Origin of the sequence: Pseudomonas serbica (assembly GCF_028823535.1) — a bacterium.
Taxonomy (GTDB): Bacteria; Pseudomonadota; Gammaproteobacteria; order Pseudomonadales; family Pseudomonadaceae; genus Aquipseudomonas; species Aquipseudomonas serbica.
On the sequence record NZ_JAQIYM010000001.1, the window covers coordinates 539,765 to 558,797 of the forward strand.

Annotated in this window: 15 protein-coding genes; 5 read left to right on the forward strand and 10 right to left on the reverse strand. The window is 59.7% G+C overall.

The features are described 5' to 3' along the window. Positions 1-3: 3 nt before the first annotated feature. The gene (gene zigA / locus NQL71_RS02490) at positions 4-1,209 is read right to left on the reverse strand and encodes a zinc metallochaperone GTPase ZigA (RefSeq protein WP_046818589.1); all 1,206 of its coding nucleotides are present in this window, start codon (positions 1,207-1,209) and stop codon (positions 4-6) included. 93 nt (positions 1,210-1,302) lie between these two features. On the opposite strand from zigA, the gene folE2 reads away from it, so the two are divergent. Both folE2 and NQL71_RS02500 read left to right on the forward strand, forming a co-directional pair. Beyond that, complete coding sequence (folE2, locus tag NQL71_RS02495; RefSeq protein WP_248686025.1) at positions 1,303-2,199, forward strand: GTP cyclohydrolase FolE2; 897 nt, start codon at positions 1,303-1,305, stop codon at positions 2,197-2,199. A 193-nt stretch (positions 2,200-2,392) separates the two neighbouring features. Next, entirely contained in the window at positions 2,393-3,289 is an 897-nt protein-coding gene (locus NQL71_RS02500; RefSeq protein WP_046818591.1) for a His/Gly/Thr/Pro-type tRNA ligase C-terminal domain-containing protein, read from the forward strand. A gap of 46 nt (positions 3,290-3,335) precedes the next feature. On the opposite strand, the gene NQL71_RS02505 is transcribed toward NQL71_RS02500, so the two are convergent. Next, positions 3,336-3,857 carry a DUF3617 domain-containing protein gene (locus NQL71_RS02505; RefSeq protein WP_046818592.1) on the reverse strand — a complete coding sequence of 174 codons (522 nt, stop codon included), beginning with the start codon at positions 3,855-3,857 and terminating at the stop codon, positions 3,336-3,338. A 132-nt stretch (positions 3,858-3,989) separates the two neighbouring features. On the opposite strand from NQL71_RS02505, the gene cls reads away from it, so the two are divergent. Then, entirely contained in the window at positions 3,990-5,429 is a 1,440-nt protein-coding gene (cls, locus tag NQL71_RS02510) for a cardiolipin synthase (protein WP_166618543.1), read from the forward strand. On the opposite strand, the gene cfaB is transcribed toward cls, so the two are convergent. The 5 genes from cfaB to hflK (NQL71_RS02535) form a co-directional block, all read right to left on the reverse strand. Then, positions 5,426-6,610, reverse strand: a complete 1,185-nt coding sequence (gene cfaB, locus NQL71_RS02515) for a C17 cyclopropane fatty acid synthase CfaB (protein WP_046818594.1) — start codon at positions 6,608-6,610, stop codon at positions 5,426-5,428. The genes cls and cfaB overlap by 4 nt on opposite strands. A 178-nt stretch (positions 6,611-6,788) precedes the next feature. Then, the gene (locus tag NQL71_RS02520; RefSeq protein ID WP_274642216.1) at positions 6,789-8,699 is read right to left on the reverse strand and encodes a cation-translocating P-type ATPase; all 1,911 of its coding nucleotides are present in this window, start codon (positions 8,697-8,699) and stop codon (positions 6,789-6,791) included. Further along, positions 8,696-9,754, reverse strand: coding sequence for a protease modulator HflK (gene hflK / locus NQL71_RS02525; protein ID WP_166618541.1), 1,059 nt, complete (start codon positions 9,752-9,754; stop codon positions 8,696-8,698). Before hflK (NQL71_RS02525) ends, NQL71_RS02520 begins: the two co-directional genes overlap by 4 nt. Continuing rightward, positions 9,751-10,785, reverse strand: a complete 1,035-nt coding sequence (hflC, locus tag NQL71_RS02530; RefSeq protein ID WP_166618540.1) for a protease modulator HflC — start codon at positions 10,783-10,785, stop codon at positions 9,751-9,753. The genes hflK (NQL71_RS02525) and hflC overlap by 4 nt, the downstream gene beginning before the upstream one ends. After that, positions 10,782-12,746: a protease modulator HflK gene (gene hflK, locus NQL71_RS02535; RefSeq protein WP_274642217.1), complete on the reverse strand. Its 1,965-nt coding sequence runs from the start codon at positions 12,744-12,746 to the stop codon at positions 10,782-10,784. Before hflK (NQL71_RS02535) ends, hflC begins: the two co-directional genes overlap by 4 nt. A 215-nt stretch (positions 12,747-12,961) precedes the next feature. Here hflK (NQL71_RS02535) and lpdA point away from each other — a divergent pair, with 215 nt between their 5' ends. After that, positions 12,962-14,362: a dihydrolipoyl dehydrogenase gene (gene lpdA, locus NQL71_RS02540; protein WP_274642218.1), complete on the forward strand. Its 1,401-nt coding sequence runs from the start codon at positions 12,962-12,964 to the stop codon at positions 14,360-14,362. Positions 14,363-14,406: 44 nt separating this feature from the next. On the opposite strand, the gene NQL71_RS02545 is transcribed toward lpdA, so the two are convergent. Continuing rightward, on the reverse strand, positions 14,407-14,880 hold the full coding sequence (locus NQL71_RS02545; RefSeq protein WP_248686030.1) for an Lrp/AsnC family transcriptional regulator: 474 nt from the start codon (positions 14,878-14,880) through the stop codon (positions 14,407-14,409). A 146-nt stretch (positions 14,881-15,026) separates the two neighbouring features. On the opposite strand from NQL71_RS02545, the gene NQL71_RS02550 reads away from it, so the two are divergent. Next, positions 15,027-15,656: a LysE family translocator gene (locus NQL71_RS02550; RefSeq protein WP_046818601.1), complete on the forward strand. Its 630-nt coding sequence runs from the start codon at positions 15,027-15,029 to the stop codon at positions 15,654-15,656. Between the two features lie 3 nt (positions 15,657-15,659). Here the strand turns inward: NQL71_RS02550 and NQL71_RS02555 are convergent, their stop codons facing one another. Both NQL71_RS02555 and NQL71_RS02560 read right to left on the reverse strand, forming a co-directional pair. Continuing rightward, complete coding sequence (locus tag NQL71_RS02555; RefSeq protein WP_274642219.1) at positions 15,660-17,789, reverse strand: hypothetical protein; 2,130 nt, start codon at positions 17,787-17,789, stop codon at positions 15,660-15,662. Then, positions 17,776-18,972, reverse strand: coding sequence for a DUF3142 domain-containing protein (locus NQL71_RS02560; protein WP_274642220.1), 1,197 nt, complete (start codon positions 18,970-18,972; stop codon positions 17,776-17,778). The genes NQL71_RS02555 and NQL71_RS02560 overlap by 14 nt, the downstream gene beginning before the upstream one ends. Positions 18,973-19,033 lie beyond the last annotated feature (61 nt).

Sequence of the window (19,033 nt, forward strand, 5' to 3'; positions counted from 1 at the left end):
GGGTCAGGCCGCGTCCTCGTACCAAGGGCCGAACGGATCAGGCAACCGGCGCCAGCCCTCTGCGCCGAGCAGCATCTCCTCATCGCTCAACAGACACTCTTCGAGTTCGGTGGTGAGCCGCGCGAAATCGATGTCCTGGCCAATGAAAACCAGTTCCTGGCGGCAATCCCCGCTAGCGTCCTCCCAGTTCCGCAGGATGGCGGCGGTGCTTTCCTGGTCCTGTGGCCATTGATCCTTCGGTACGAAACGCCACCAGCGCCCGGCAAATCCATAACGCATCATCCCACCCGCCTGGGACCAGCTGCCAGCATCCATATGTTTGCTCGCCAGCCAAAAGAAGCCCTTGGAACGCAGCAGCTTGCCATTGAGCCACGGACCGTCGATGAAGTTGAAGAACCGCTGCGGATGGAAGGGGCGACGCGCGCGATAGACGCAGGACGCGATGCCATATTCGTCGGTTTCCGGCACGTGTTCGCCGCGCAGTTCCTGCAACCAGCCCGGCGACTGCGCCGCCTTCTCGAAGTTGAAGCGACCGGTATCGAGGATCTTCTCCAACGGCACTTCGCCCATGACCATCGGGATGATTTGCGCCTGAGCGTTGAGTCGCCCCAGGATCGCCATCAGCTCCTCGCGTTCGCGGCGACTGATCAGGTCGATCTTGCTGATCAGGATGACGTCGGCGAACTCGATCTGCTCGATCAACAGATCGGTGATCGCGCGCTCATCCTCCTCGCCCAGCGTTTCGCCACGGGAAGCCAGGCTTTCGGCGTCCTGGAAGTCGAGCAGGAAATTCATGCCGTCAACCACAGTGACCATGGTGTCGAGCCGGGCGATGTCGGAGAGGCTCTGGCCGCTTTCGTCGCGAAACGTAAAGGTCTCCGCCACTGGCAGCGGTTCTGAAATGCCGGTTGATTCGATCAAGAGGTAATCAAAACGACCCTCACGGGCGAGCGACCCCACCTCCTCCAGCAAGTCTTCACGCAAGGTGCAGCAGATGCAGCCGTTGCTCATTTCCACGAGTTTCTCTTCTGCACGATTGAGGCTGACATCGCGCTGGACCTCGCTGCCGTCTATGTTGATTTCACTCATGTCGTTGACGATGACCGCGACTCGCAGCCCATTTCTATTACGTAATATGTAATTTAAAAGTGTACTTTTTCCTGCACCAAGAAAGCCCGAAAGGACGGTTACGGGAAGGCGTTTTGGCATCAGATGTTCCTCACACTGGAATCCATAAAAAAGGTATCGTCGCTTCAACGTTATCATATAACATTGCATTGCACCTCAACGACGGACCTTCCCATGAACGCGCTGACTTTGCCCGATATCGCTGCGCAGGCCTCACGCCAAGCCCTGTCACTGGAGTGGGTGGGCATGTGTGGCATTGCCCTACCCGTTTTGCTCGACGGCAAACTATTGTCTGCAACGGCCGATGCCGGTGTGAGTCTCGATAACGACGAGGCGCGCGGTATCCATATGTCGCGGCTGTACCTGGCGCTGCAAACGCTTGAGCAAGAAACGCTCTCGCCCAAGCTGCTGCGACAGGTTTTGAGCAGCTTTCTGGACAGTCACGAAGGACTGTCAAACAGCGCTTATCTGAATATTCACACCGACTTGCTGTTGAAAAGGCCGGCATTGATCAGTCCATTGGCTGGCTGGAAAAGCTATCCCGTCAGCATCGAAGCACGCTTGAAAAACGCGATGTTCCACGTGGAACTTAAAATCGCCCTCCCTTATTCCTCAACATGTCCTTGCTCTGCAGCGCTTTCCCGACAGCTTATTCAGCAGAAATTTGTAGAAGATTTTGCCAACCAGGCTCTGCAACACACCGAGGTACTGGCTTGGCTGGGTTCCACTGAAGGCATCGTCGCGACGCCCCACAGCCAACGCAGCACAGCGCAATTGAGTCTGCGCCTGCATGATTCTCAGGAGGAGCTTGCACTGATCGCGGTTATCAACGACGCCGAAGCAGCCCTCGGCACCGCCGTCCAAACCGCTGTCAAGCGCGCGGATGAACAGGCGTTCGCGTTGGCCAACGGACAGAACCTGATGTTTTGCGAAGATGCCGCCCGGCGCTTGAACCTCGCCCTCAAACGCTCACCCGGCATCGCCGGATTTTTGGTTCGGGTTATCCACGCAGAAAGTTTGCATGCCCACGATGCCGTTGCTGAAAGCCGCTGGAACTGGGAGACCGCCTGATGCGTTTATGGGCGTTCCGTTAAGGTATTTATCGAGAGCGTGGTGTATATCCACATCGGTCTGGTACGCGACTACAAGGGCCTTGCAGCGCAAGTTTCGAATGGACACGACAAACGTCTAGATGACAGCGAACGGGGATGGATCTAAGGTTTATCCGCTACGCATGTGATCGAAGCATTCGAGAATAACAATCATGATCCAGATCACTTTGCCCGATGGTTCAATGCGTGAATACGATCAACCGCTGTCCGTGCATGAGGTTGCCGCGAGTATTGGCCCCGGGCTGGCCAACGCTGCGGTAGCGGGTCGGGTGGATGGCCTGTTGGTCGACTGTGAGTTCGTGATCCGGGCCAATGCCCGGGTCAGCATCGTGACGCCCCAGGAACCCGACGGCCTGGAGATCCTCCGGCGCTCCTGTTCGCTGATGCTGGCGATGGCGGTCAAGCAACTGCATGCCCATGCTCAATTGCGCACCGGGTCGGCCTTGGGAGACGGATTCTATTGCGAGTTCAGTGTCGAGCGCCCAATGATGACCGCTGATCTGCCGCTGATCGAAGCGCGCATGCAATCATTGGCGGCGACCAACCATTCGATCCGCCGCAGTCGGAGCTCTCCGTCATCCGCCGATCTGTCGCTGTACCGCCTCGGGGATACCGAGTATTTGACGGCCGGCCCCCACGTCCCCACCACCAGAGTCCTGCAGGCCTTTGCCCTCGATCACATCAACGGCACCCTGCAGCAACGCATCTATGGTACCTGTTGGTCCAGCCACCAAGAGCTACAGCAGTGGCGCCTGCCGGCCCATGTGGTAGTCGTCAGCATGGATGACCGCCAGGCCAGCTATGCCCATGCGGTCACCGAACGCTTGCGCCGCAGTGGCGTGCGCGCACTGGCAGATCTACGTAATGAGAAGGTTCGCCACAAGATTCGACATCACAGTCAGACGGTGCCGTACCTGGTGGTGGTCGGAGAAAAGGAAAAGGCTGGCGGGTATGTCAGCGTGCGTAATCGCAACGGGGAGGATTTTGGCAGGATGAAGATTGAGGCGGTGTGTGAGTGGTTGGGGCAACCAGGGATTTCAGGTGCCTGATCCAACAAGCCTCGCTCCGGAAGAACGAGGCTGCCTGCGAAACTGTTTACGCTCTTGGCTTCACGGTACCGCAATCCTGCCCCAACCAGACCGCACGGGTATCGAGGCTACCCTTCTGCTGAATGCCGGTGGCGTTGAACGTACCGTTGACCTTGGTGGTGAACTCGCGATCGCTGAGGAACGTGGCAACACCCGCACCCTGCGCTTTCGGGCAGCTGAAACGGAATTTCCACTGATTGCCGGTACGCTCGGTGATTTGCTGGGTGCAGCCCGATTGTGGATCGGTCAGGGGAATATTGTCGCTCTTGACCTGCTCTGGCGTCAGGCATGCCCGGATACCTTTGCCGCCCATGGTGATGCCCTGCTTCTCCAGCTGGGCGCGCTGTTCAGGGGTCATCTGGCTTTGAATCTGACCGAGGATCAATTGCAGATCCGGCAGGTTCTGGTCATCGACTTTCATGTTGCTCGAGGTCAATTCCCACAAACCTGGCTGCAGCATCTGCGCGTGAGCCGCCACAGGAAGTACCAAACCAAATGCCATGGCCAAACCCAGCAGACGAACGTTCATCGAGTAACTCCTGATCAGTAGTGGCCGTTAGACGTCGCCGGCGGGCTTCGGTTCATGGGCCAATTAAATAGCGACATTCTGCACGGAACATGGTCTGTTAAGCATTGAATCTTCAGGAGCAAGGCTGCCCCCATGGATTATTTTGGACCGCATGTTTTCGGTTATGTCATCGCGCTGCTGCACTCATTGGGCCTGATCGCGGCAATCCATGCCGTGCTCACTGTCCGAACCGCCCAAGGCTCGATTGCCTGGGCGCTCTCATTGTTGTTCATGCCTTACCTGACACTCATCCCCTATCTGGTATTCGGCCGCAGTTCCTTCGACGGTTACATCAAGGCGCGGCGCCAAGCCAACGAGGAGATGCGCAAGGCCGTTTCAGAGCTCAACTGGCGGCCATGGGTGGAGGAAGCCCTCACCGCCCGAGCTTCCAGCGCCTACGCGTCGTTACGGGCGATGCCGAAGCTGGGGCGCATGCCTTGCCTGGCAAACAATGAAGTGCAGTTGCTGGTTAACGGTCATGCGACCTTCCAGGCGATTTTCCACGCCATCAGCCAGGCCAAAGAAGCCGTATTGGTGCAGTTCTTCATCATCCACGACGACCGCCTGGGCCGACGCCTGCGAGACCTTTTGCTGCAAAAAGCCAGTGAAGGCGTGGCGACTTACCTGCTCTACGACCGCATCGGCAGCCACTCACTGCCCCACAGTTACGTCCAGTCGCTGCGCGATGGTGGCGTCGCGGTCAAAGCCTTTGCCACCCGCAGCGGCTGGCTCAATCGCTTCCAGGTAAACTTTCGCAACCACCGCAAGATAGTGGTCGTCGACGGTATTCTTGGCTTCGTCGGCGGCCACAACGTCGGCGACGAATACATGGGCGAGAAGCCACCCTTGGCACCGTGGCGCGATACCCATGTGCAAGTACGTGGGCCGGTAGTGGCCTGCATGCAGGAGTCTTTCGCCGAAGACTGGTTCTGGGCGGCTCGGGAATTACCGCAGCTGATTCTGCCGCAGGTGTATCCGGACGACGGGGTGCTTTGCCAGATGCTCGCCAGCGGTCCGGCGGACGCTTATGAAACCTGCTCGCTGTTCTTCGTCGAAGCGATCCATGCATCGACTGAACGCGTGTGGATCACCAGCCCCTATTTCATCCCCGACGAAGCAGTTCTCGCCGCGTTACGCCTGGCGGTCTTGCGCGGCGTCGATGTGCGGATCCTGCTGCCATCTCGGCCTGACCACCGAATCGTCTACGCCGCTTCCAGCCTCTATGCCTTTGAAGCCGTGCGCGCCGGTGTGCGGGTGTTCCGTTACGAACCCGGGTTCCTGCATCAGAAGGTGGTATTGATCGATAGCGAAATCAGCGCCATTGGCAGCGCCAACATGGATAACCGTTCGTTTCGCTTGAATTTCGAAGTGATGCTGCTAACGGTCGACAAGGCGTTCGCAGCCCAGGTGGAGCAGATGCTCAACGATGACTTCGGCCTGGCTCACGAAATCGCCAAGGACGAAGGCCGGGAGACCCACCGCTTGCAGCAGGTCGGCATGCGGGTCGCCCGGCTTATTTCACCCATCCTCTAGGGATTGTAGATATCGTCTCGCGTCCACGGCAGCTCATGGCTGCCATCGGCGTGGGCCTTCACCGCGAGAATCTGGTGCAGGTTGATCCAGCCACGGGCGAACGCGTAGGCACAACCGGCCAGGTACAGGCGCCAGATTCGCAGGGCTTGATCAGGCACCAGTTTCGAAGCGGCCTCAAGGTTGTCTTCCAGCCGTTCGCTCCAGTGATCCAGGGTCCGCGCGTAGTGCAGGCGCAGACTCTCGACATCGACGATCTCCAGCCCTGCTTCACTGATCTCGGCAGAAATCATCGACAGGTGCGGCAGCTCGCCATTGGGGAACACGTATTTCTCGATGAAATCACCGGCCCCGCGTCCCACGGGACGTCCATCGATGTGCTTGGCGGTGATCCCGTGGTTCATCACCAGACCGCCCTCTTTCACCGCGCCGAACAGGGTTTTGCAGTACTCAGCCAGGTTCGCATGCCCGACGTGTTCGAACATGCCGACGCTGACCACTTTGTCGAAGCGCCCGTCCTGGGGCAGGTCGCGGTAGTCGAGCAACTGCAGCTCGACCAGATCCTCCAGGCCTTCTTCTTTAACACGCTCACGCGCCAGGCCCAGTTGCTCTTTGCTGAGGGTAATCCCAAATACTTTCGCACCGAACTCACGAGCCGCATACCGCGCCAACCCGCCCCAACCGCAGCCGACATCCAGCAAATACTCGCCTGGTTGAAGCCGTAACTTACGACACAGGTGGCGAAATTTTGCTTGCTGGGCTTGCTCAAGGGTTTCGCTGCCAGTCTCGAAATAGGCGCAGGAATAAGCCATGTCACTGTCGAGCCACAGCTGATAAAACGCGTTGGAGAGGTCGTAGTGGTAGGAAATCGCCTTGGCATCTGTCTCCTTGTCGTGGACAGTGCGCACAGGCTGACTGTCGAGCTCACCGAGCAATGCCTGGCTCCATTCATCACAGACCCGAATCACATCGCTGATGGAGCCTTCCAGCTCCAGTTTGCCCTCAACGAACGCCGCCCCGAGTGCATCAAGGCTAGGATGGGTGAACTGGGAAACCATTTGTGGGTCCTTGACCACAATAGTGACACTGGGCGTCGGCCCCAGATTGAATTCATGGCCGTCCCAGAGTCGCAGGCGTAACGGTAACTGCAGATTCTGTAAGGCCGGTGGAAGTTGCGCGAGCATGGAAAATCCCCCTTGTTTCAGACGTCTGCTGAGAGGTTAGACCATCCTTGAAAAGTAGCAGGCTATCGATTTGATAGCGATCTCCTATGAATCCAGTATGGCTCCGAATTCACAGAAATGACTGCTCTCACCTAAGATGACTGCAAATACGGCCAACAGTTCTGTATTTTCCAGCCCCTCACAACTCGTCCTTGAGCTTGAGAAGCGGCTCCTGAAAGCGCAGCAAACGCCCGGCATTGCCCAACACCAACAACGTACTGAGGTTATGCAGCAACGCCGCGATCATCGCACCTGCTGCCCCGAGCCAGCCAAACGCCGCGAAAGCAACGATCGCCAACGTCCAACCCAGACCGATAATCACATTGACTTGCAGGGTCTGACGGCATTGCCGGCTTAATCGCACACAGGTTCCAAGGCGCCGCAGATCGCTACCAATCAGCACGATATCCGCTGAAGCCAGCGCGATGTCTGCCCCGCCCGCGCCCATCGCCACACCCACAACGCCGGCCTTGAGCGCCAGCGAATCGTTGATACCATCGCCCACTACCATAGGACGAAAACCGTTACCGATTTCTTTCAGCACGCGATTCAACTTGTCCTCGGGCAGGGCCTGCGCTTCGACATCAACGATGCCGACATCGCGGGCGAGAGCGTCAGCGACACTGCGCCGGTCGCCGGTAAGCAGAAGTTGCCGGCCCAATCCCAGTTCCCTCAGCTCGCTCAAGGCAAATTGCGCTTCCGGTTTAACGCTGTCGGCCAACAACAACCAGGCGAGAAACTCGCCGTTAAGCGCCACCCCGGCAATGGGGCCGTCGTGGTCGGGAACGTCTGAGGTATTTATGCCCAACCGGGCGAACAACTCCGGCCGCCCCAGCGCGGCCTCGCCTTGCTCCGTCATGGCCACCACACCCAATCCCTGACGTTCGTGAATGTCCGCCAACAACAGACAATCCTCTTGGGCAACCAGCCCGGCCAGTGCCCGGCTGACCGGGTGGCTACTGGCGGAGCCGAGGCTGGCGGCGAGTTTCACGACCTGGTTGCGATCAGCCGACGGGCCCTCAATGGATTGCAGGCGCAAGGTGCCGAAAGTCAGGGTTCCGGTCTTGTCGACCACCAGCGATGTCAGGTCTGCCAGCTCCTCGAGAAACGCCGAACTGCGAATCAGAATGCCGTGCCGTGCTGCCACCGCTACCCCGGCAATCGCCGTTGCTGGCGCCGACAACACCAACGCACAAGGGCAGGCAGCCACCAACACCGCGAGCATGGCCTGGGCATCGTTGGTGATGAACCATGTCACTGCGGCCAGCAGCAACACCACGACCATGTAGCTCCCGGCGTAACGCTCCAGCAACCGGGTGATCGGCGGCTTCGAACGCTCGGCGTTTTGCATCAGCGCGATCACTTTGCCGAGGGTCGATTCGTGGCCGGTTCGAGTCACTTCAATGCGCAACAGGCCATCGAGATTGATCGCCCCACCAAATATCAACATGCCGACGCCCGCCTCCATCGGCACTGACTCACCGGTAATGGATGCGGTGTCCAGACTCGCCTGACCGGACAGCACACGGCCATCGGCCGGTACCCGATCACCGGCACGGACTTCCACCTGATCGCCTGCCCTGAGCGTAGTGTTATCGACTTCGACGACTGAGCCATCCGCCTGAACCTTGCGCGCGTGGCTGCGTGTCAGTTTGCCGAGGGCATGAATGTCTTCCTGCGAACCGATCACGCTGCGCTCTTCCAGCACATGGCCGAAGATCATGATGATCGGCAGCAATGCGGCGGTCAGCAAATCGCCCGTTGCCCAGGCTCCGAGCATGGCCAGGGCAATCAGTTGATCAGTGATGCCGTGCAGGCTCGGATACCGCAGGCTGTACCAGGCCGAACGCATCACGGGCACGGCCACCAGCACGGAAGCAAAACCCAGCAACAACTGGCTGACGCCGGTCTGTTCCGGCGACAACCAGCGCCAAACGAGGCCAAGCGCGAGCAAACCGAGTGCGAGCATGGCCAGGGTCAATTGGCGAGCAGCGCTGCGTTGTTCGGCCGAGGACAACATGCTCGGTGCAGCGGCTGATTGAGCGGTCATTGTGCTGCTCCCTGAATGATCAGGCGGGAATCGTCTAGTGGATCAACCGTGGTGACTGAACCAGCTTGGCCAAGAATTTTCGGCATCCGCTCGCGGTAGATTCGAAACAACATTTGCGGGTCTACGCCTTGTTGTTGCGTGCTGGCCAGACTCACCACCGTGGCGGTATCGGCAGACGCTTTCGCCAGCCGCTCACTCGCCTGGGCGTGGGCGACTTGCAGCGTGCGGTCGGCTTGTTCATTGGCTGCCTGGATCAGTTTCTCGGCGTCAGTGCGCGCGTTGGCAACGGCTTTGTCGGCTTGCTGGCTGGCGGTCAGCACGGCGTTGAAGGCGTTGACTGCAGGGCCCGGCAGACTCGATTGCACATCGACCCGCGCCACTTCGATTCCCAGCCCCTGCCCCGTCGTTGCCAATTGCGCGAGGCGTTGGTTGATGCCTTGCACCAGGTCTCCTCGCAAACGCTCGCGTCTTTCTGCTGCCTGATTGTCAGCGCCGGTCAACTCCGGTCGTGCGACCAGAATAGTGTCCAGATCTCGTGCCGCAGCGAGTGCCACGGCACTGCGGGTCACCAATCGATCCAGGGCCGGCAGCAAATGTTCGCCTTGAAGCACGAAGGCATAGGGCTGCGTAACCTTGTAGAAAACCCGCACATCCAGTTGCACCACACCGGCATCCCCGGTCAGCAAATAACCGGAACCGGCCAGTGCATCACTGATGGGCGACGCAAAACTTGCCGCGCGATCCGCCTGCAAGGCGGACTCTGTGCGCAACAGATTCTCCACCCGACGCTCGATTACCCGGTCGGCTGCCGGCAGCAAAATGACCTGTTCAAACGGTCGCGGCCAGGCCAGCAGCAAACCGGCATCCTGGATGCGATCCAGCGCGCCGAAGTGCAAAACCACCGCACGACTTTGTGGATCAATCTGTCGTACATTCGAGAACGCCCACACCAAAGCGGCCAATACCGTCACCGCATAGAGGGCGAGAAACGCCAAACGCCCAGCTTGAATCCATGGGCTGCTCAACTCATTTGTTCCACGTGGAACCAAATTCATGGCTGTGATCCGGGTTCATTTTCGAGCGTCGGCGGGCCCTCGACCAATGCCCGGAAAGGCGCGGAATCGGTACGCAGGATCAACTTCGTCCCCGGCGTGATCACGGTGCCCAAGGTGTCGAGCGAACGCAGCAGGTTATAAAGCTGAGGTGAACTGGCGTAGGCGCGACCATAAATCTGCGCGGCTTCAATCCGCGATTGCGCCTCAATGTCGGCGGCTTTCACCGAGGCGTCAGCCTGGACGATTCGCGCATCACGCTCAGCGGCAGAGCGAATTTGCGCCGCTTCGCGCTTGCCGATGGCGGTGCGTTCGGTGGCGATGGTTTCGCGCTCGGCACGCATGCGATCGACCGTCGCAGTGAGCGTGACCGACGGCAAGGTCAATCGCTCGATGCCGACTTGCAGCACTCGCACGCCATAGGTGGTCAGCAACTGCTGATCGATTTGCTTACGCAACTGAGCTTCAAAATCGGCGATGTGCACTTGATTGGCGTCAGTGTTCACCAGGCTGGCCAGATCGAAACTGCTGGCAGTCGTCTCGAGAGCCGAGCCGACGAAGGTGCGAATCTGCCGTGCCGCTTCGTCCGGCTGGTTTTGCACGGCGCGCATGAAGCGCTGCACATTGTCTGGATCACCCTGCACCTGCCAGGCCACGTAAGCCTGAACAATGATGCGCAAGCCATCGCGCGTACCCACATCCTGCAAACCACTGGACGTGGTGCGCAACCGCAGATCCACCGGAATCGCTGCTTCGAACGGCGCCGGCCAGCGCCAGCCAAGGCCAGGTTCCAACAACACTCGCGACGGATTGCCAAAACGCGTGATGACCGTCGCTTCTCCCGACCGCACCTGAACCAGGCTCGCAGCCGCCACGGCAAACGCCACCAACAAAGCCGCCCAGCCCATGCGTCGCCAAGGGAATGGGCCGGCTTCTTGCGGATCACCGTGGTGGTGATGACCATGGTGATGTCCGCCATGGCCGTGATCGTGGCTGCTGTGGTCAGCGTGATCGTGAGTATGTGACTGGCTCAATGGGCGGCTCCTGGCTGAGCAGTTTTACGCGACAGCGCAGGGTCTGCCGGCAACGTGAACGTACGGAGATCGATGGTCGGCGCATTGTTGTTACCGCCCAGGCGATGATCGAGGACTAACAACCTTGCATTGGCCAGGCCTTGGGAAAGCTGACCGAGGTAGTGCTCCAGCACGAAGGCCTGGCCGGCACTCGTATAAGCCTTGTGTTCGGCGGTAAATTTCAGGTCTGCGGCCTTGGCCGTCGTGTTGATTTCATAGGCCGTCGCCATTGCCTGGTCTCGGGCAATACTCGCTTGCAGTTGCGCCTGGTTGGTGGCTTCGGCGGCAGCTCCACGTTCACGGGCGATCAAAGCCTGCGCTCCGATCTGCGCAGCTTGCACGCCGTGATAGGCATTGGCGGCGCCCGCCGGGGGATGAATCGCTTCGACCACCGTGGCGAGAATTTCCACGCCACTGTCGAGTTTTTGCAGGTCGGCCTGCACGGCACGAGCAATCTCTTCGGCCAGCCCTACCCGATCCTCACCGAGCAAACCGTCAAGGGTTCGTGAGGCAAAGTCGTGGACGAGAATGCGGCTGGCGGTGCTGCGGATCAGCGTCGGTACATCTGCGCTGTTATAGGTCGCCGCCAACGCTGCCTGATCACTCAAACCGATGCGATAAACAAAACGCACGTCCATGTTGACGATCTGAAAGCTCTGCTTGGCGGCACGACTGCTGGCAATCACCTGGGATTTGTCGTTCACATGGCTGGCATCCCATAAGCGATTGGCGGTCATCGGCGCCGGGCCGTCGGCGGGCTCTAGCCGGACCGGCGCTGATGGTTCACCGACACTGGTGGCCAACTCGTGAACCACTCCGTTCTCGACCGTTAACACCCGGCCCAGCGGCCACGGCAAGCCAGCGTGCAGACCAGGACCAAACACCGTCACCGGTTTGCCGAAGCGCTCATAGATCCCCCGTCCTTGCAGCGGTATTTCGTGGACACCCGTCAGCGTCCAACCGACAAAGGCTACGATGCCCAGCACATGCAAAAATGCCCGCCGCATGTAAGTGAAAGCCCAGATCTGTCGAAGGTCGATGCCGAAGCGGTTGTGCAATTCGTGCTGCAGCGCCAGCAATGGCTGCGGCGGCCAGCGCAACATGTCGGCGCCAAAACTGCGCGCCAGCAATGCAGGTTCCAATTGTTCGCGGCGAGGACTGAACAATGACAGCACGCCACGCAGCAGTAACTCGAAGGCAACGAACCCTGGCAGCAGGCCGATCAGTACCGCCAGACGCACCGGCCAAACCGAGGTGTCATTGCCGAACAACAGGCACGACGCTCCAAGTATCAAGCTGATGATTGTCATGCGGGTCAACTGCGCCAAGGCGCCCGCCTCAGGCCATTGAGTGCTGTTTTGCTGAGCAAGCTGACGCTCCAGAACCAGCAAACCAAAGGCCAGCGATAAGGCGAAGGCCGCGCCGACAGTGGCCGAGATTCCCAAGGCTGCAGGCGGTAAATCAAGGTTCCATGCTTGTTCGACGCACAACAACGCCAGCAGCGCCCAACCGCCAAGCCATAGCGTCGGGGCACCGATTTGCCTGAGTAGTTTCAGGCAGCCCTGACTGATTCGATCCAGCAGGCGCTCGTACCAGCCCTTCAGGACGTCAGTTTCATCAGAGTCGACCACCAGCGCCACAGGATTCATCGCCCGCGTACGCCATTGCGCCACCCACCCGGCGGATTGAAAGCCGGCAACCAACACCAGCAACGCGGCACTCTGATTGAACAACAGGGCAGACCAAAGGGATTGCGGCGCGAACAGCCCGACAAAAAAACCCAGCACCAGGCCCAGTGCCGCAAGCACACCGAGGGCGATGGTATAGAGGCGCAATTGTCGCCCTTGAAAAACCGCCTGCTGAAAGCGCGGCAGCCTGGCTACCTGCGCCCCATCATCACCCTCTTCGAGATCGACTTGCATAACACCCCAGTGCTTACCTTTGCCCACGCGGAATTTCGTTACGATATAACGATACTGGTGAAATTTTCGTATCAACGCCCTATCTAAAGATGCCTTACCTGTCGCTAGGCTGAAGCCTTGACCGAAATGCATCGGAACACTCATATTACGCTCGTAATTTTATTCAACGACTACTTTTACCCCTCCCCATTCGCGTTCAATCCAGGAGTACATCCATGAGCACTTATGACGTCGTGATACTCGGTGGTGGCCCCGGTGGCTACAACGCAGCGATCCGTGCAGGTCAGCTGGGATTGAAGGCGGCCTGCGTAGAAGGCCGTGCCACGCTCGGTGGCACCTGCTTGAATGTGGGCTGTATGCCTTCCAAGGCATTGCTGCACGCTTCTGAACTCTACGACGCGGCCATGGGTGCGGAATTCGCCAACCTGGGCATCGAGGTCAAACCCACGCTCAATCTCGCCCAGATGATGAAACAGAAAGACGACAGCGTGACGGGGCTGACCAAGGGCATCGAGTTTCTCTTCCGCAAAAACAAGGTCGACTGGATCAAGGGTTGGGGCCACATCGACGGGCCGGGCAAAGTCACCGTGACGGATAACGCCGGGGCCAAGACCGAACTGAGTGGCAAAGACATCATTATCGCCACCGGTTCCGAACCCACTCCCCTGCCGGGCGTGAACATCGATAACCAACGCATCCTCGACTCCACCGGGGCACTGTCATTGACCGAAGTGCCGAAGCACCTGGTGGTGATCGGCGCCGGGGTGATCGGCCTGGAGTTGGGTTCGGTCTGGCGGCGCTTGGGCGCGCAAGTGACCGTGGTCGAATACCTTGATCGGATCTGCCCGGGGGTTGACGGCGAAGCAGGCAAAACCCTGCAACGCTCCTTGAGCAAGCAAGGCATCAGTTTCAAATTGAGTTCAAAAGTGACCAGCGCCACAACGTCCGCAACCGGTGTTCAACTCAGCATCGAGCCCGCCGCAGGCGGCAGCGCCGAGTCGCTGGAAGCCGATTACGTACTGGTGGCGATCGGACGCCGGCCTTACACCCAAGGACTGGGGCTGGAGAACGTCGGCCTCGCTACGGATAAACGCGGCATGCTCGCCAACAAGGGCCCTCGCACCGAAGCCGCAGGCGTCTGGGTGATTGGCGACGTGACGTCCGGCCCGATGCTCGCGCACAAGGCCGAAGACGAAGCCATGGCCTGCGTCGAGCAGATCGTCGGCAAGGCCGGCGAGGTCAATTACGATCTGATCCCCAACGTGATCTACACAAAACCCGAGCTGGCCAGCGTCGGCAAGACCGAAGAGCAACTGAAGGCCGAAGGCCGCGCCTTCAAGGTCGGCAAGTTTCCCTTTACCGCCAACAGTCGGGCGAAGATCAATCACGAAACCGAAGGCTTCGCCAAAGTACTGGCCGATGAACGTACCGACGAAATCCTCGGCGTGCACCTTGTGGGGCCGAGTGTCAGTGAAATGATTGGCGAATACTGCGTGGCCATGGAATTCAGCGCGTCTGCCGAAGACATTGCACTGACCTGCCATCCGCATCCGACCCGCTCCGAAGCCTTGCGCCAGGCGGCGATGAACGTGGAGGGAATGGCGACGCAGATGTAGGCCCGAAGATCAGTAACCCATCGCGAGCAAGCTCGCGATGGGGTTTAAAGCGGTAAATGTCCCAAAGGCAAAGCCCCTGGCGTTTTAACCGTATGAATCGCAAAGTTGCTGCGTATATCGCTCACACCTGGCAGCTTCAATAAACACCCAGTGAGGAACCGATCGTAGGCCCGCAAATCCGGCACCACCACTTGCAACAGAAAATCCGATTCCCCTGACACCAGAAACGCCGAAACCACTTCCGGCAATGCCGTCACGGCCAGGCGAAAGGCTTCAGCCTGTTCGTCGTTATGGCGCTCGACTTTCACCCCGACGAATACGGTCAGACCTAGCCCGACTTCATCGCGATCGAGGCTGGCCTGATAACCACGTATCACTCCGGCCTCTTCCAGCATCCGCACTCGACGCAAACAAGGCGAGGCAGACAGGCCAATTTCCTCAGCCAATTGCACATTGCTCAAGCGTCCATCCCGTTGCAGGGCGGCGAGAATCTTGCGGTCGTAGGCATCCAGTTTCATGATTTGGCAGATCCCGCTGGCTGAGCTGTGATTTGTTGGCAGGTTATGCCAAAACTGACGGCTTTAGAAGTGAACTACGCAAGCACATGCCCTGCCCTCCAGCCCTAGACTGGCCCTACTGAATCGACAACGAACAGGGGTGCAACATGGCAGGACTGTGGCTGTTTTTCATGGCGCTGGCAGTGGTTTATCTGTTACCGGGCCCGGACATGATCCTGCTGCTGCAAACAGGCGCCCGTCAGGGCAAAGGCGCGGCGTTGGCCACGGCGGTCGGCCTGGGTATCGCCCGCGGTTGTCATGTCGTGCTGGCGGCGTTGGGGTTGGCCGCATTGTTCAGGGCGGCGCCTTGGACCTTTGACGTGGTGCGCCTGGTCGGTGCTGCCTATCTCCTGTGGATCGGTATCCAGTGTCTGCGAACGACGATGTTGCCGAACTTGAACGGTTCAGGTACGACGGACGAAACAACACGTTGGGGTACAGCGATTCGCCGCGGCCTGCTGACCAACCTTCTCAACCCCAAGGCGCTGCTGTTCTGCTCGGTGTTATTGCCGCAGTTCATCGATCCAGTCAGCGGACCGGTGCTCGCACAATTTGCGATCCTGGGCCTGGTGTTGGTCGGTGTCGGTTTGTTGTTCGATAGCGCCTACGCCTTGACCGGCGCCGCACTGGGTCGTTGGCTGCAACGCAGCCCCGGTGCCCAGCGCCTGCAACAATGGTTGTTCGGTAGCCTGTTGATCGGTTTCGCCGTGCGGCTGACCTTTGTTCAACAGGCTTGAGCCTTATCGCACCTTGCGACGGCGGCGACTGAGCAGCAGCAACGCCGCCGCTACCACCATCACCACGCCGCCTATCTGCACTACGATCTTGTAAGGCCGCAGGGCTGAACGAGCGGCGTCGGTGACCTGCGTGACATAGCGCTTGTCGGCGTTCTCAAAGTCGGGATACGGACACTGATGGCCAAAGTCAGCCGCCCACTCCACGAATGGTCCCTCTTTGACATATCGCTGGTACAGCGCACTTTGCTCTTCGAGGCTGCTGTTCCAACCGGCCGCTTCACACAGCACCGCGGCAAACGCCTGGCTGGTGTGCGGCAAATTGTCGGCAGCACGGCTGGCCAATGCAGTGGCCACGAAGCGATAGTGGTAGCGCTCATCGGGTTGGGCAGCGCTGGCTTGCTGACGCTTCAGTTCGTCCTCGGCCACCAACAGCCCGACCTTGAGTTCATTGCTCTCCAGGCTGAAGTTGCCACCGAACGTGGCGTAGTCCGGCGCCATTTCATAACCCAGGATGTCCATCCCCCACTCGCGTGCGGTCCAGGCTGCGTTGAACAGTGCTGCAGCCCGTCGCGTCGGCCACCATGCCGAATCGGCAGCCAGGCGTTGCTGGCCATACAACCTGGCTTTATGGCGCAGGCCATCATTATCGAAATACGCCGGCGCCTGTTCGTAGTGCCCCTCGCGCAGTAAACGCCGCCCAAGCAGATTGCGCAGGCTCGCCGCTACCGGCAGGGGCACGTAGTTGTCCCGGTCCTCTTGGCTCAGTGGCGGTGGCGCCGGTACCTGGGTGTCGACGTAATGCTTGAGTTCGTCCAGCGTCAGCACGCGTTCGGCAACAGTGGCGGCGTCCAGCCAATAGATGCCTTGGCTGCGGTACAACTGGTCGAACGCCTGCAGGTAATCCCCGCGTTGCAGGGCCAGGATCGCGCTTTCGCCCTCGACCCGGCATTTGGGTTCAAGGTTTTCGAAATCGAAGTCCGGCGTTCTCCTGTCGCCCCACGATTCATTCTGCGGGAAGGCCTTGGCGGCCTTGGCATACGCAGCCGCCGCGGCAGCTTTATCGCCCTCACGCACGGCCAGCTTGGCCCGCAGCCACCACGCCAGGCCGCCCTCGCCAGCGTGCTCGAGAAAGGTCTTGGCGCTGGTGAAATCGCCTTGTTGATAGTTCATCGCGGCCAGCCGGTCCGCATTGTCGAGGCTACCGCGCGTGCTGTTCTGCAACAGCTTGATCAGTTTCTGCTCATTCGGCGGTTGCTCATCGAATGACCAGCCCAGCCGACTGATCAAGGATGCGGTCACCAGTTGTTGCACCGGCTTACCCTTGAGCAGCTCGACCAATTGATCCTCGGGCATCGCAGCCAGGTCTGCCATCAACAGCTTCAGCGAGGTGTAACCCACGGCCGAACCCTGAAGGTTTTGCGTGGCATAGAGTTCGATGGCGCTGTTCCAGTCACCCGCCGTCCGGGCTACCCGAGCTTCTTCACCGAGACTGGCAACGCCCAGTTCCAGCGGGTCGCTGAAACCATCGATGCTCAGCTGACGCGTTTGCTCAAAGGCTTCGCGGGATCGAGTCAGCAGGTCGGGAGCCGCATCGGCCTGTGAACTCATGGCGAACAGCGCCCGACCCAGCGAGTAAGCGGCCCAGGTACTGCGCAGTGCCCGTTGATCTGCGGGTAGCGCCAGCACCTTTCGGAAATATTCGGCGGCCAGCGTTTGGTCACCGGCGTTGAAGGCTACCGCACCCGCCAGATAGAACCTGAGCTCGGCTGGCAGGCTCGCCCCCCGTACCTCAACCTGACGGGCGTCGGCCAGCTCACGCAATTGCTTCACCAGCGCCTGCTGTTCATTCGTCAAACCAGCCTGCTCGGCCTGATCCCGCAGTTCGGCATGATCGGTGGTTTCACCATAGGTCTGGCCAGGAACAAGGGTGGCTGCCGTGACAGGTTTGAGGCCGGCGATCGCATGACCGAGACGACTCACCTCGAACCTGAAGTTGCCTTCCGGCAACTCCGCCAGGGATTGACCCCGATTGTCCAGCAGCCGCATGGGAAAGTCCGGCCCGCACGCCATGGCCGGCAATGGCAGGCAGAGGCTCAGACAAAGCATGTGACGGGGCCAGTTACGGGTGAACATTCGAAGCTCCTTGATCAATTTTTGCGCAGCGTGCCCAACCAATGCCGCGCTGTCCGCCGGCCGCAATCCGACCGTCGCGCAGGCGGGTGAAGGTAAGCAGATTCGGGTCTTGTTGCAACGTATAACCGGCCAGCGCATCGGCCCCCTCGCAACCCTGTACTGCCAGGGTCACGCGCTTGGGCCAGGCGCTGTCAAGGTTGCCCTCATTGGTTATGGCGATGTCAGAGAGACCTTCATGAGCGGAGAGATTCAGCGCCAGATGACTGCGCAGGACCTCACCCCGCGACACCGCGCGCAAGGTCGAGAGGCTCCAGGCTCGGCGGTCGTTGGCCAAAGGCAGGCGGAACCAGATCAGACCCGCCAGATGCGCCGGCGGATCCGCACGCAGCCGGGCGGCTAGCTTGCTCAATTGCAGTGGATCAGCCAACAACTCCCGACGCTCGCCACGGCTTTCAATCGCTACTTCGCTTTCCACGACGGGCGCACCACCGACGCTTGGCAGCAACGCGACCCCATAAGCCGGCAGCGCCAGGAAAAACGGTTTCGACGTGATTCGGCTCCAGGCCATTGCCCATTGTCGAGCGAGGTCGGGATCGAACAAGCCGCGTCGCGGATCGCTCACGGCATGTACCTGCAAAACGCTGCTATCGATGCTGGATAACAAGGCCGGCAACGCCTGACTGTCGAGCCACGCTGGCAATGCAGTGATGCTCAAGGCAATGGACGACGGCAACACCGATCGCAGATGCACAAGAAATTCACGATAGGCAGGCAGCCGGGCGTTGCCCGCGTCGTGGTCGATTTCCACGCCGGCGAGACTCAGGCCCTGCCCCTGCCAATCCGTGATCAATTGCTGGATTTGCAGCGTGACCTCGTCTTGATTCAGCGATTGGAGCTGGCCATCAAGGCGAATCACCGCAATCAACGACCGGCCATCACGCCTGAGCAGCACCGGATCGATCCGCGCCCGACTCCAGCCCGCCTGAGGGAATGCCTGTAGTGCCAGCACCCGCAAGGTGGAAAAATCAGCGCGACTGTCGCGCAACGCGGCGTCGTGCGCGGGGGTCCATTGTCTTTGCCAGACATAGAGTTGTTGATCGAGTGGCGGCGCGTCCTGCTGCTCGCAACCACTGAGCAGCGCCAGCGTCATCAGCGAGATGACCACGCGAGTAAGGAAAACCATGAGTGAACGCTTGTCCCTGAAATGCACAAAGGGCCTCCTCGGCCCTTTTCGATATGCTCCT